We start from the raw sequence: 13,195 nt of genomic DNA, 5'->3' as shown, positions 1-13,195 counted from the left end.
GCCGAATTATGACTGTTGTGTCCTGGTCCTATTACGGATCGAGGGCGCGAGCAGTAGTTGCCCGGCCGCGGCCACCAGGCCCAGCGCGCCCGTGGTCAGCCAGAGCGCCTCGTGCCCGACCTCCAGCAGCCGGGTGCCGAGCACGGGGGTGACCGCCGCGCCGACCGACCACGAAAGGCCGTAAAGGCCGTTGTACCGGCCGCGCAGGTGCGGCGGGGCCAGCGCCGAGGTGATCGCCAGGGGCATGCCGGCGGTGAGGATCTCGCCGCACGTCCAGACGGCGACGGCCAGGGCGTACTGGAGGGTCGTGGTGGCGAACGCCTGGAGCGCGAAGCCCGCGCCCACCACGGCGAAGCCCGACGCCAGCACCAGGCTCGGCGAGAACCGGGTCAGCCAGGCCGTGGTGATCGGCTGCACCAGGATGATCAGCGCGCCGTTGAGCGCGATGGCGGTGCCGAACGCCTCGGGCGGCAGCCCCCGCTGGGTCATCGCGATGGCCAGCGTCTGGAACGCCTGGAGATAGGTGCACGTGTAGGCCAGGTTCATCAGCACGAACGCGACCATGGTCCGGTCGCGCAGCACGTCGCGGTAGCCGCCGGGGAGCCGCTCGGCGGCCGGTGGCCGGGTCTCCGGGATCAGCCGCCAGACCAGGAAGCCGAAGATCAGGCAGCCCGCCGCGTCGATCCAGAACAGCAGCAGGAAGCCGCCGGCCGCGAGCCGTCCCCCGGCCACCATGGCGATCGAGAAGCCCAGGTTGATCGCCCAGAAGAGCAGGCCGTAGGCCCTCGGCCGGTCCTCCGGCGAGATCAGGTCGGCCAGCATCGCCTGGGAGGCCGGCCGGTACGTGTCCACGACCATCCCCAGCACGAACATGCCGACCGCGATGGCGGTCAGGTCGTGGGCGTAGCCGAGGAAGATCATGGTCGCGGCGGTGGCCACCATGCCGCCCGTCAGCGTGGCCCGCCGCCCGATCCGGTCGGCCAGGAAGCCCGCCACCGGCTGCGACAGCAGCGACCCGCACCCCCACAACATCAGGACGAACCCGGTCGTGGCGACCGAGACGCCGCGCGACTGGGTCAGGTAGATCCCCATGAACGGCTGCGCCATCGCGCCCAGTTTGTTGACGGCGGTGCCGGAGAACAGCACCCAGAACTCTCGGGGCAGCCCGCCGACGCGGGAGTGCACGAACTGACGGAACGGGGAGCGGGTGACGGGGGGTGCGGCCATGGGGACCAGCGTCGTGACCGGGCACCGGACGGCGCGAACGTTTTAGCCTCTGCTAAAACATGGTCTGAAATGCGTAAACCAACGGGGGTCGGTGCGGATGGCCGTGGAGTGGTTGTTCACGCCCGGTGACGTGGCGCGGTCGCGGTTCGCCTTCTCGCCCATGTGGGAGGTGATCGCCAGCCTCCGGGCCGTCCAGGGGGCCGCGCTGCACACCGCGCAGGCGCCCTGGTTGCGGGCGGTGCGCGACCGGCTCGGCGCCCTCGGGCTCGGCGAGCTGACCGGCCTGGTGCCGGCCGCCGGGTACGTGCCCGACTTCCTCACCCCCACGCCCGACATCCACCAGCCCGACTTCGCCGCCGAGCTCGCCCGGGTCCGGGCCACCGAGCCCGGGGTCGCGCGGGCCGAGGTCGCCCGGTCGGCGCCCCGGAGCGCCGGGATGGCCGCCCGCTTCGACCGCGACCCCGCCGGGGCGCTCGCGTGGGTGGGCGACGCGCTGGAGTCGTACTGGACGCTGGTGTTCGAGGAGTTCTGGCCGAAGGTGCGCGGCATCCTGGAGGCCGACGTGCTCTACCGGTCGCGGCGGCTGGCCGAGGGCGGGGTGCGCGACCTGTTCGCCGGCCTGCACCCCTCGGTGAGCTGGCACGGCGACCGGCTGATCGCCGACAAGGGCTGCATCCACTGGGGCGAGCTGGGCGGCGCGGGGCTGGTGCTGCTGCCCAGCGTGTTCCAGCCGCTCGACCGGGTGTCGGTCATGCACGCCCCCTACCGGCCGATGCTCGTCTATCCGGCCCGGGGCATGGGCAACCTGTGGCAGCGCGGGCCCGACGAGGTGCCCGGCGCGTTGTCGGCCCTGATCGGTCGGACGCGGGCGCGCATCCTGACGGCGCTGGAGCTGCCCGCGTCGACGTCGGGGCTGGCCCGGGTGATGGAGCTGACCCCCGGCGCGGTCTCGCAGCACCTGACGGTGTTGTCGGACGGCGGGCTGGTGTCGCGGCAGCGGCTGGGGCGCGAGGTCCTCTACCAGCGCACGGCCATCGGCGACGCGTTGGCGGGCGGACGGTAGCGGGGCGGGGCGCCGGATGCGGCGGCCCGCCGGGACGGCGGTCGGCGCCGGAGTGGGCGGAGCCGTAACGGAAGAGACGCTTTCAGAGCGGGAACCGGGCGGTGACCGTGGTGCCCTCGGCCGAACCGCGCACCTCGCAGGCGCCGCCCAGTTCGGCGGCGCGTTCGCGCATCGAGGCCAGGCCCACGCCGGGGCGGGCGCCCTCGGGCAGGCCGGCGCCGTCGTCGCGGACCTCCACGACCAGGTCTGATCCGCGGCTGAGGCTGATGGTGGAGCGGGTCGCGGCGGCGTGGCGGCGGACGTTGGTGAGGGCCTCCTGGGCGATGCGGTAGACGGCGACCTCGACCGCCGCCGGGAGGCCGGTCAGGTCGCCGTCGACGACCAGCTCGTCGGGGCCGAGCTCCTTGATCGCGCCGGCCAGGCCGAGCTCGTCGAGGGCGGGCGGGCGCAGGCCGTGGACGAGCTCGCGGATGTCGCCGGAGACGGCGTCCATGCCGCAGCGCAGGTCGGCGAGCAGGGTGTCGGCGGTCTCCGGGCTGCCTTCGAGGCTCATGCGGGCCATCGTGATGCGCATCGCCATCGCGCTGAGGGTCTGGCCGAGGCCGTCGTGCAGGTCGCGGCGCAGGCGGCGGCGTTCCTCCTCGCGGGCGGTCAGGATGCGCTCCCGCGACCGGCGCAGCGCCGTGGTCAGCCGCATGGTGTGGGCGGCGTCGGCGATGTACGGGGTCAGCCCCGCGATCACCCGCTCGTCGTGGGCGGCGGGGAACCGGCGGCGGCCGGGCGGCCCGATGAGCAGCGTGCCGACGGGCTCGCCGTGCCACACGAGGTCGACCCGGCGGGCCACCACGGGCAGCTCGCCCCACTGGGTGCGGGCGCCGTCGAGGTCGAGGGCCGCGCCGGTCACCGCCAGGCCCTCTCTGATCGTCTCCAGGGTGGCCAGCAGGCCGTGGACGGGGTCGCTCTGCTGGAGCCGGCGGCGCAGGTCGGCGGCGAGGCTGACCGGGTCGCCCCGGGTGCCGTAGAGGGCCCGGTCGGCCAGCCGGTGCAGCGCCCGCTTCATCGGGTGGAAGAACACCCCGGCCCCGAGCGCCACGGCGAGGCCGAAGTAGCGGTCGACCTCGGCCACGAACAGGCTGGAGGCGGTGCCCGCCAGCACGTAGGCGGAGGCGAACACGGTGACCATCCCGGCGCCGACCAGCGCGCGGGTGATCAGCGTGTCGATGCCGAACAGCCGGTAGCGCAGCACGGCGAGCGTGATCGCGGCCGGGATCAGCGGGATCGTGATCGCGGTGATCCACCAGACCGACCCGCCGATGATCCACGGCACGCTCAGGCAGGCGATGGCCAGCAGCGGCCAGAGGATCTGCCGCCGCTCGTCGCCCTCGGCCCGCCGGAACCTGATCACCAGCGACGAGAACGCCAGCACCAGCGCCAGCGTGATGAGGGGCGGCAGCACTCCGGTGCCCGGCACGATCCATTCGGCGGCCAGCACGACGGCCGCGAAGCCGCCCGGCCAGCACCACGCCTTCGACAGCAGCGCCCCGGTCGGGTAGAGCATCGGCAGCAGCACGCCGAGGGCGTAGGTGGTCAGGTTCCAGACCCCGTGGGAGAACACGCCGAGCGGCCCCGCCAGCGCGTGCGCATGGGCCAGCAGGGCCAGGCTGGCCGCGGCGGCGCTGGCCGCCGCGCCGAGCCCGCCCAGCGCCAGCAGCCAGCCGATCACCAGCTTCGGCCGCCGCTGCACCAGCAGCGCCCCGAACACCGGGAAGGCCAGCCCCATCACGTCCTGCGGGGAGACCGGCAGCGGCCCGTCGGCGGGCCGGGGCAGCCGCTCGCCGATCGCCAGGTCGGCGACGACCAGGAGGATCGCCGCGCCCGCGACGCCCGCCGCGGACATCCGGGCCGCCCGGTCGGGCAGCCGCATCCACCGCGGCCGGGTCTCTTCCACGGCTTCTGAGACGGGGCCCGGACAGCGAAAGTTCAGCAGATGTCCGGCATTTCAGGTGACGGTTTGTCAGACGGGGTGGTGATGGTCCGGACCCTCGGCGGGGGCGTGCCGTAGAGCCGCTGGGAGAAACGCTGCGTCGCGCCCGGCCGCAGCCGCACACCGGTGACGGTGGCCTCCCCGCCGTACACGTCGGAGACCCGCATCGTGTACGGCCCCGGCCCCGGCTCATCCGGGAACACCCAGTAGTTGTCGGCCCCCCGGCGCAGGTCGCGCCAGTGGGGGCCGCTGCGCACCCGCACGTGCGCCAGCCGGTTGCCGTGGTCGAGCACCTGCAGCGCCGCCCAGTGGACGGTGGAGCCCGGCTTGACCCGGAACGCCAGCCGCCGGGCCGGTTCGGGGTCGCGCACCTCCCGGTAGGCGATGGCCGCGCTGCCCGCGTCGCGGTCGGCGATGCTCACGAACGCCTCCGCCGACAGGTCGAGGTCGCCGGGGCCGCAGGCCGGGCAGCGGTCGACCACCAGCACCCGGACCGTGCCCGTCGGTCCCGTCACGTCGAGATAGCCGCCGCAGGCGGCCGACCCGGCGTACTCGGCCGTCGACACCGACGCCACCAGCATGGCCGTGCGGGGCAGCGAACAGTTGCCCGGCGCGGCTGTCTCGTAGAAGTAGGCCCGTCCCCGCCGGTCGGGCGAGGCGCAGGCCGGCCCGGTCAGCTGGACGAACACCGCCGCCGCCACCAGCGCGGCCACGGCGAACACCACCCCGCGCCTCTTACGGCGTCGCGCATGCCTCATGCCGGATACATAGAGACACGCGGTGATTACGTTACGTAGATCTTCACTGGTAGCGCGGGGACTCCAGCAGCCATTCGAGATAGGCCCGGGGCGCGCCGAACAGCGCCGCGGCCACCTTCTCGACCTCATCGGGCACCCCGAGCTCCGCGTACGCCTCGGGCAGCGCCTTGGCCGCGTCGGTCAAATCTTCGGCGCGTTCCGCGATCCGGTCGGCCACCCACTCGGCCGGGGCGGGCACCCCGATCCGCGAGGCCGCCACCCGCAGGTAATTGTGCGGGTCGCCGCGCTCCTTGCCGAGCGAGGCCACGTCGTTGCACCAGGCGGTCACGTCGACCACGGCCTCCACGAGCGTGCGCCAGGGCGGCGTGCCGTGCAGCCGTCCGGGCACCTCGATCCGCAGGCAGCCCTCGACGATCTCGGCGCCGGGGCCGGCGAACACGTCCCGCCGCAGCGACGGGTACTCCCCGGCCGACGGCACCCGCCCGATCGACCGGTTCACCGCCTGCATCCGGCACGCCTGCGCCTGCGCCTCCATCCGCGCGGTGAACCGCTGCTCCCAGGCCGGGCTCATGTCGGGCGCGGTCACCCGCCACAGGTCGGCGAACGCCGCCACCAGCGGCTCGTCGGTCGCCCGGCCGGTCCGGGCGGCGTCGCGCAGCCGGCCCTGCATCTGGTCGAGCACGGTGGTGTCGCGGCTGCCGCTGCCCTCGTCGCACCAGTCGTCGTAGGCCAGCTGCCAGGTGATCCAGCGGGCCAGCAGCTCGTTGCCCGGCAGCACCCGCGCGGCCAGGCGTTGCGGCCGGGGGGAGATCGACAACCCGTACAGCCCGGCCCAGGCCCCCAGTGCGCGCGTGTCGCACTCGACGGGCTCTCCGAGGACCGGCGGGAGGCCGTACGCGAGCGGGGCCAGAACGGCCTCAACCGAAGGTATGCGCAGCTCAGGGGTCATAAGATGACACGGTAGGTGAGCATTCACCGGTTGTCCCTGAGGCGCGACGGGGTGTCCTCACGGCAGGTGCGTAACGTATGTGAAACACACAAGGGGCACACTGGTAGGTGTCCAGACCTGGAACTTTCGTGAGGTAGTCGCCTTGGACCGCCAGCAGGAATTCGTCCTCCGCACGCTAGAAGAGCGCGACATCCGGTTCATCCGGCTCTGGTTCACGGACGTGCTCGGATTCCTGAAGTCCGTGGCCATCGCGCCGGCCGAGCTCGAAGGCGCGTTCGCCGAGGGCATCGGCTTCGACGGCTCGGCCATCGAGGGGTTCTCCCGCGTCTACGAGTCGGACATGCTCGCCAAGCCCGACCCGTCGACCTTCCAGATCCTCCCGTGGCGCAGCGAGACCCCCGGCGCGGCCCGGATGTTCTGCGACATCCTGATGCCCGACGGCTCCCCGTCGCACGCCGACCCCCGCTGGGTGCTCAAGCGCACCCTGGCCCGGGCCGCCGACATGGGCTTCACCTTCTACACCCACCCCGAGGTCGAGTTCTTCCTGCTCAGGAACCGCCCCGAGAAGGGCGTCAGGCCCGAGCCGATCGACGACGGCGGCTACTTCGACCACACGCCCCACAGCGCCGGCCACGACTTCCGCCGCAACGCGATCATGATGCTGGAGGCCATGGGCATCTCCGTGGAGTTCAGCCACCACGAGGGCGCCCCCGGCCAGCAGGAGATCGACCTCCGCTACGCCGACGCGTTGTCGACCGCCGACAACATCATGACGTTCCGGCTGGTCATGAAGGAGGTCGCGCTCGAACAGGGCGTCTGGGCCTCGTTCATGCCCAAGCCGTTCACCGAATACCCCGGCTCGGGCATGCACACCCACATGTCCCTGTTCGAGGGCGACCGCAACGCCTTCTACGAGCCCGGCTCCGACTACCAGCTCTCCAAGGTCGGCCGCTCGTTCATCGGCGGCCTGCTGAAGCACGCCGCCGAGATCACGGCCGTGTGCAACCAGTGGGTCAACTCCTACAAGCGCCTGTGGGGCGACACCGAGGCCATCGCGGGGGCCGGCGGCGAGGCGCCGTCCTACATCTGCTGGGGCCACAACAACCGGTCGGCCCTGGTGCGGGTGCCGATGTACAAGCCGCACAAGGGCGGCTCGACCCGTATCGAGTTCCGCTCGCTCGACTCGGCGTGCAACCCCTACCTGGCGTACGCGATGATCCTCGCGGCCGGGCTGAAGGGCATCGAAGAGGGATACGACATCCCGGCCGGGGCCGAAGACGACGTGTGGGCGCTGACCTCGGGTGAGCGGCGGGCGCTGGGCATCCACCCCCTGCCGCAGTCCCTCGACGAGGCGATCACGGCGATGGAGCACTCGGAGCTGGCGGCCGAGACGCTCGGGGAGCACGTGTTCGACTACTTCCTGCGCAACAAGCGGTCGGAGTGGCGCGAGTACCGGCGTCAGGTGACGGAGTTCGAGCTGGGACGCTACCTGCCGGTCCTCTGACGCCGGGTGACGACGAGCCAGGCGTGTTCGCTCGTCACCCGGGCGGCCGCCATCACGATGGCGGTCAGCATCAGGCCGGCGGCGATCGGCAGGTAGACGCGTATCGTCCAGCCGGCCGTGAGCAACCGCCAGGTCTGCCCGGGGCCGAGCCACCAGCGCACGACCAGCCAGAGGACCAGGCCCAGAGCGGCGACGACGCCCCCGGCGGCGGCCGCCGCCCCCCGGGGAGGGCGGCAGCCCTTCGTCCAGCACCGGGAAGCCGAGCCACATCGTGGCGGCGAAGGGCAGGAGGCAGAGCCAGGCCGCCGGCCCCTTCGCCGAGCCGGTGAACCGGCCGGGGAGTGTGAGCTGGAGCTCGCGGGACACGGCCCGCCAGCGCTGGACGGCGGCGCCGACTCTGTCGCCGCCGCGCCGGATCCGGACCGCCCGGAAGGCCCAGACCCCGGCCGCCGTCACCGCCACGATGATCACGATCCCCGCCACGGGAGACCGGTCCGGGGACCGGTCGATTCCCAGCAGGTCCTCGATCAGGCCGCCCAGCCACTTCGTGACGGGAATGTAGATCAACGTGAGGACGACGGCCGTCCGCCGTCCAGGGGCGACGCTTCTCCACCGGCTCGTCGGGCACCGGCTCGGCCGCCTTCGCGGCGTGGTGCTCCGCTTCGAGCAGCAGATCGCGGTCGGGGTCCGCGGCGTAGGCCTTCGCGAGCGCCTGGTTGGCCATCGGGTCGTCGGGGTCGAGGCCGACCGCGCGCCGTCCGTGGGAGATGGCCTGGGTGACGTCGCCGAGGAGGCGGAACATCCGGGAGGCCAGGGCGAGGTGGTCGGCCCGCAGCTCCGGGGAGACGATCAGCGCCCGGTCGATCGCCTCGCGGGCGGCGCGGGGTTCGCCCTGGAGAATGTGGACGTGCGCGGAGGGGAGGACGGGGGGTGCTTCTCCATCAGGGCGTCCACTGTGGCGCGAGCCTGATCGAAGTCTTGTCGTTCGCACGATTCGGCCACTAAGTCGTACTCCATTTCCCCAGCCTAGCCAGGCGACCGTGACCAGGCGGGCAGCGGTTCTCGGCGGCTCGTCCACTCGGCCGGCAGGGTGACCTGGGGCGCGGCCGCGACGATGCCGCCGACGATCGCGCACGTCGTGTCGACGTCGCCGCCCGCCGAGGCCGTCGTCCACATGGCCTTCTCGAAGTCGCCGCGTTCGCGGGCCGCGACCCACAACGTGAACGGGACCGTGTCGTGCGCGGTCACCCGGCGTCCGTTGCCGAGCATGCGGGCGGCCAGGCCCGGGTCGCCGATCGTGAGCAACTGCCGGGCTTCGGTGAGGCCGTCGCGGACCAGGCCCGGCGGGACGTGCGCCAAGACCTGGTCGAGGAACCGGCCCGGCGGGAGCGACGGGTCGAGCGCCGCCGCGACGGCCACGGCGACCGCGCCCGCGACCGCCTCCGGGTGGGCGTGGGTGACCTCGGCCGACAACGCCGCCTCCGCGGCGGCCCTGGCCGGGTCGCCGGCGAACCAGGCGCCGAGCGGGGCGACCCGCATCGCGGCGCCGTTGCCCCACGAACCCGTCCCGCCGAACAGGCCGGTGGCGAGCTCGCGCCAGTCGCCGCCCTCCCTGACCAGACGGAGCAGCCGGTTGGTGGCGGGGCCGTAGCCGCGGTCGAAGTCGTGGCGGGCGGCGAAGGCGTGCGCGAGGTCGTCCTGGTCGACGGCGCCTCTCCTGGTCAGGACGTCGTGGACCGAGCAGGCCATCTCGGTGTCGTCCGTCCACTGCCAGGGGGACGGGGGGAGCGTGCGGGCGGACAGGTGGGGGCGGTTGGCGGGGACGAAGAACTGGGAGCCGAAGGCGTCGCCGAGGGCGAGGCCGAGCAGGGAGGCGTGGGCGAGGGAAGGGGACATCCCCGCCATTCGATCATGTTCTGGTGGTGAACCAGAGGATCGCGGCGGCCACCGCGCCCGCGCTCAGCAGCGCGCTCGCCGTGAACAGCAGCCGCCGCACCACCGTGTAGCTCAGCGGCGGACGCCCCTTGGCCCTGGCATGCGGCCGCCACGGCTCCCCGGCCGCCCGTTCGGCCTTCCGCTCGCCGTTCAGCCCGGTCAGCCACGTCACCAGTCCCGCGATCTCGTCCGTCTTCGGCGGCAGGCCCGACGTCGTGTAGCGCACCTCCGACCCCCGGTTCGCCAGGTCCCGGACCAGGTTTCCCATCCCCATCGTCGTCAGCCACGCCTGCGGGTCGTCGCCGGCTCCCTGCCCGGTGGTGGTCCTCTCCAGGAGGTCCCCCTTGGTCACCACCACCGCGATCCGCCGTTGACGCCCCCCGTCCGCCCGGGAGGAGAGTTCGTTGCGGACCCGGTGGACCGTGTCGGCCGGGTCCTCCCGTGAGGGCACCACACCCCCCGCCGCCAGCAGCTCCCGATCGGCGGGAACGAGGCTGTCCTGGACGGCCGGCAGCGCGAACGGGTCGATCAGCAGCACCATCGCCTCGCCGTGCGCGAGGTATCCCATGGCCTCCACCCGGCTGGCCCCCGTGTAGTGCTCCCCGGAAGGGTCGAACAGGTAGAGGATCCGGGCCGACACGTCGAGGATGACCGCCTTCGGCAGCTGGGTGCCCGTCTTGGTCATCGTCCCGGCCGCCAGCTGGTGGCGCAGGCGGAGGAAGGTCTGCGCGTCCCCCTCATCCACGAACCGAGCCCCGGAGGTCTCGCGCAGCGCCTCGACGGCCACCGCGAGGAAGGTCGTCTTGCCCGCGTCGGGGCCGCCCACCAGCGGAACGGGCTCGACGCGGACCTTGCCGATCTTCCCGGGCAGCGTCCGCCCGCAGTGGGGGCACAGCGCCCGCACCCGGTGGCGGCCGAGCAGGATCGTGGTGGGCAGCCGGGCGCCGCACCGGCAGACGTGCCGGAACGCGCCGTTCCGGTCGGGGCGCAGGGCCCGGTGCTGGGCCCCGCACGACGGGCAGGCGTAGATCGGCCGGTCGATGCGGGCGTAGCAGCCGGGATAGGGGCACGCCTGCAGGATGCGCCGCAGCAGCATCACCGACTGCTCGACCCCGCGCAGCACGCCCACGAAGGCCAGCCAGGCCAGCAGGCCGGCCACCACCGTCACCAGGTAGGCCGCCGTGACCAGCAGGGCCACCACGCTCAGCGGCAGCAGCGCCGCGATCAGGCCGGCCATCACGGCGAGCCAGATGGGGAAGAGCACGTAGCGGCGCTCGTCCGACATCAGCAGTTTGGTCAGCGCGCGGACGACCCGCCGGACCCGCCCGTCGACGACGGGCACCGCGCCGGCCAGGACCGCCCACCAGTCGTGCCAGACCTGCGAGACCAGGTAGTGGCGGTAGGCGGGTTCGGCTCCCTCAGGCGGGCCGCGCACCCCCTGGTCGGGGAGCAGGACGTGGGCCGCCGTCGTGAAGTACGCCGCCAGCGCCCCCAGCACCGCCACCACCACGGTCGCCGCGAAGAGCACCGGGAAGACGAACACGAAGGCCGCCCACATGGCGACGAGCCAGAAGCCGGCCAGGACGAGCCACCACATCTACCGTTCTCCGCGCCCGAACAGCCGTCTCCGCTGGCCGGCCAGTTCCTTCAGGCCGGCGGCCAGTTCGGCGTCCTGTTTGAAGCGGGCCTCCATCGAGCCGAAGCGGCCCCAGTTGTTGACCTCCGAGCGGGCCCAGGCGTCCAGGCGGGGTTCGATCACCCCGGCGACGCGCATCCTGATCGCGATCTCCAGCAGGGCCATCTGCTGGTCGCGGTTGCGGCGGGGTTTGAGCCATTCGGGGATCAGCCAGCGGCGGGTCGCGTCGGTGACGGCCTTGGCGACCGTCGAGCGGAAGCGGGGGTCGCGGGTGGCCAGCACCTTGGCGGCCGTCGCCCGGGTGAGTTCGGCGAGTTCGGCGTTGCCCTCGCGGGTGAGGTCGGTCAGGCGGTCGATCGCGCTCGCCGCCTCCACAGGGGTGGGGGCCGAGGGCAGGCGGGCGGCGATCAGGGTCGCCTCGGCGTCGTCGGCGGGGAAGCCGGGCAGGCCGTCGCGCACGCGTTCGGCCAGGGCCAGGGCCTCGCCGCTGGCCAGGCCCGCCTTGACGAACGCGCGGCCGGGGAGTTCGCCCAGGGTCGGGCTGGCGTCCATGCGGGGGCCGAGCAGGTCGACCAGGCGGCCGATCTCGCCGGGGGTCGGCTGGGTGGTCCACAACGACGGGAGGGCCTGTTCGCGGAAGCCGTCGAAGGCGCGGTCCATCAGTTCGGCCGTCGTCTCGACGCGGTCGCGGCCGCCGTGGAGGGTCTGCCAGCGCAGCACCGCCACGCCCGTGCGGGGGGCGCGCCGCCAGTCGCGGCGGGCTCCGGCGAGCAGGCCGCACAGGGTGGCGCCCACCTCGCCGGGTGCGGCCTCCAGCCCGGCCACGTACCCGGCGGTCATCGCCTCGCGCCAGGTCGCGGGCACGCGGGCCAGTTCGGCGGCGGCCTCCTCCTGGTTGCCCGGCACGGCGCGCGCCGCCGCCGACTCCACCTCGGCCGCGTCGACGGGCAGGTCGCAGGCGTCGGCCACCCGTACGATCCCGGCCACCTGGGCGGGGGTGACGGCCTGCCGCAACGCGGTGGTGGCCTCGGCGCCGAGCGCGGAGGCGTGGCCGGGGGGCGGGAGCCGTACCGGAAGGGGCAGTGCCGGGTCGCGCAGGGCGAGCGACACGCACCGGGCCGCGCCCTCGGCGGCGTGCACGGCCACCGCGGCGGCCAGGTCGTAGGTCAGCAGCCCGGCCTGGGACGCCAGCCGCTGCCACGCCCAGTCGGGCAGGCCGCCCGCGGAGAGCCGGGCGACGGCGGTCTGCTCCTCGGGGGAGACCGTGTGGTCGCCCCGGCAGAGCGCCAGCAGCGCCGCCGCCGTCTCGGGGTCGTCGCCCAGTTCGCCGAGCGCGTCGAGCCCGTCGAGGTCGCCGCGCCGCCAGAACCCGGCGACCGTCCCGGCGAACCGCCCGGTCCGCACCGGCGCGGCCGGTTCGTCGAGCCGCACGACGGTCGCGTCGACGTCGGGCGGGATCCACACGTCGGGGGTGGTCCCGGCGATGACCTGGCCCGAGGAGGCCGGGTCGGCCGTGTACGTCACGAACGACAACCGGATCGCCGACGCCCACGGCAACGAGAAGGAGACGACCGCGATCCACCGCACGACCTCGGTCACGTCGGCGCTGACCAGCACCAGCCGCCCGTGCCCCCGGGCGAGGAACAGCCGCACCGCCTCCAGCAGCCCGCCGAGCCGCACGTAGGCGTCGGGGCCGAGCGCGGCCAGCCACGCCACCAGCCCCTCGGGGTCGAGGTATGGCCCGGCGGACGGCTCCAGCACGGGCAGTTCGAAGGAGCCGGAAGGCGCGGAGGCCCACCATGAGGCCTCCCAGAACTCGATCGGCCGCAGCCCGACCAGTTCCCCCTCGCCCGGCAGCACGGCGTGCGCCAGGAAGTTCCCGTACCGTCCCGAATAGTCCTGGCCCAGGTAGACGCACCGGGCGAGCATCCCGCCCCCGTAGGCCATCGACACCGGCAGCGCGGCGATCTCGGCGGGCGTCGGGGCGAGCGGCGCGTCGGGCGGGGGCTGGTAGACCAGGTAGGGCGCGCTGCGCTCCCGCAGCACGGGCGGCAGGCCGGGGGTCTCGGCGGTCACCTGGAACCCCGAACGGCCCGAGGGCCCCGATTCGGCCGACGTGTAGTGGAGCTGCCAGGCCAT

At 73.7% G+C, this 13,195-nt stretch carries 12 protein-coding genes; 4 read left to right on the top strand and 8 right to left on the bottom strand.

Annotation, left to right across the window (positions count from 1 at the left end):
• Positions 1-6: 6 nt before the first annotated feature.
• On the bottom strand, positions 7-1,227 hold the full coding sequence (locus AW271_RS24480) for an MDR family MFS transporter (protein ID WP_062339938.1): 1,221 nt from the start codon (positions 1,225-1,227) through the stop codon (positions 7-9).
• Positions 1,228-1,324: 97 nt separating this feature from the next.
• Between AW271_RS24480 and AW271_RS24475 the strand changes: the two genes are divergently transcribed.
• Positions 1,325-2,290 carry a DUF5937 family protein gene (locus AW271_RS24475; RefSeq protein ID WP_062339937.1) on the top strand — a complete coding sequence of 322 codons (966 nt, stop codon included), beginning with the start codon at positions 1,325-1,327 and terminating at the stop codon, positions 2,288-2,290.
• Positions 2,291-2,372: 82 nt separating this feature from the next.
• Here the strand turns inward: AW271_RS24475 and AW271_RS24470 are convergent, their stop codons facing one another.
• The 3 genes from AW271_RS24470 to AW271_RS24460 form a co-directional block, all read right to left on the bottom strand.
• Positions 2,373-4,238 carry a histidine kinase gene (locus tag AW271_RS24470; protein ID WP_157554596.1) on the bottom strand — a complete coding sequence of 622 codons (1,866 nt, stop codon included), beginning with the start codon at positions 4,236-4,238 and terminating at the stop codon, positions 2,373-2,375.
• 32 nt (positions 4,239-4,270) lie between these two features.
• Positions 4,271-4,999 (bottom strand): expansin EXLX1 family cellulose-binding protein, encoded by a 729-nt coding sequence (locus tag AW271_RS24465; protein WP_062339935.1) that lies wholly within the window; start codon positions 4,997-4,999, stop codon positions 4,271-4,273.
• 76 nt (positions 5,000-5,075) lie between these two features.
• Positions 5,076-5,981 (bottom strand): terpene synthase family protein, encoded by a 906-nt coding sequence (locus tag AW271_RS24460; RefSeq protein WP_062339934.1) that lies wholly within the window; start codon positions 5,979-5,981, stop codon positions 5,076-5,078.
• A 142-nt stretch (positions 5,982-6,123) separates the two neighbouring features.
• Between AW271_RS24460 and glnA2 the strand changes: the two genes are divergently transcribed.
• On the top strand, positions 6,124-7,485 hold the full coding sequence (gene glnA2 / locus AW271_RS24455) for a gamma-glutamylpolyamine synthetase GlnA2 (protein ID WP_030450535.1): 1,362 nt from the start codon (positions 6,124-6,126) through the stop codon (positions 7,483-7,485).
• Here the strand turns inward: glnA2 and AW271_RS40100 are convergent.
• Entirely contained in the window at positions 7,467-7,646 is a 180-nt protein-coding gene (locus tag AW271_RS40100) for a hypothetical protein (protein ID WP_062339933.1), read from the bottom strand. The genes glnA2 and AW271_RS40100 overlap by 19 nt on opposite strands.
• A 110-nt stretch (positions 7,647-7,756) precedes the next feature.
• Between AW271_RS40100 and AW271_RS24445 the strand changes: the two genes are divergently transcribed.
• The gene (locus tag AW271_RS24445) at positions 7,757-8,047 is read left to right on the top strand and encodes a hypothetical protein (RefSeq protein ID WP_062339932.1); all 291 of its coding nucleotides are present in this window, start codon (positions 7,757-7,759) and stop codon (positions 8,045-8,047) included.
• Positions 8,048-8,134: 87 nt separating this feature from the next.
• On the top strand, positions 8,135-8,455 hold the full coding sequence (locus AW271_RS24440; protein ID WP_157554592.1) for a hypothetical protein: 321 nt from the start codon (positions 8,135-8,137) through the stop codon (positions 8,453-8,455).
• 56 nt (positions 8,456-8,511) lie between these two features.
• Here AW271_RS24440 and AW271_RS24435 read toward each other — a convergent pair whose 3' ends face one another.
• The 3 genes from AW271_RS24435 to AW271_RS24425 are packed head-to-tail and all read right to left on the bottom strand — an operon-like array spanning position 8,512 to position 13,195.
• A complete protein-coding gene (locus AW271_RS24435) occupies positions 8,512-9,390 on the bottom strand; it encodes an ADP-ribosylglycohydrolase family protein (protein ID WP_062339930.1) in 879 nt (292 codons plus the stop codon).
• Between the two features lie 4 nt (positions 9,391-9,394).
• Entirely contained in the window at positions 9,395-11,017 is a 1,623-nt protein-coding gene (locus AW271_RS24430; RefSeq protein WP_062339929.1) for a TRAFAC clade GTPase domain-containing protein, read from the bottom strand.
• Entirely contained in the window at positions 11,018-13,195 is a 2,178-nt protein-coding gene (locus tag AW271_RS24425) for a GAP1-N2 domain-containing protein (RefSeq protein WP_062339928.1), read from the bottom strand. It abuts the gene before it with no gap.

This window comes from Herbidospora sakaeratensis, assembly GCF_001570525.1.
In the GTDB taxonomy this organism is placed as follows: domain Bacteria; phylum Actinomycetota; class Actinomycetes; order Streptosporangiales; family Streptosporangiaceae; genus Herbidospora; species Herbidospora sakaeratensis.
The sequence above is the reverse complement of the archived record's forward strand: the minus strand, read 5'-3'. Positions and strand labels throughout refer to the sequence as shown.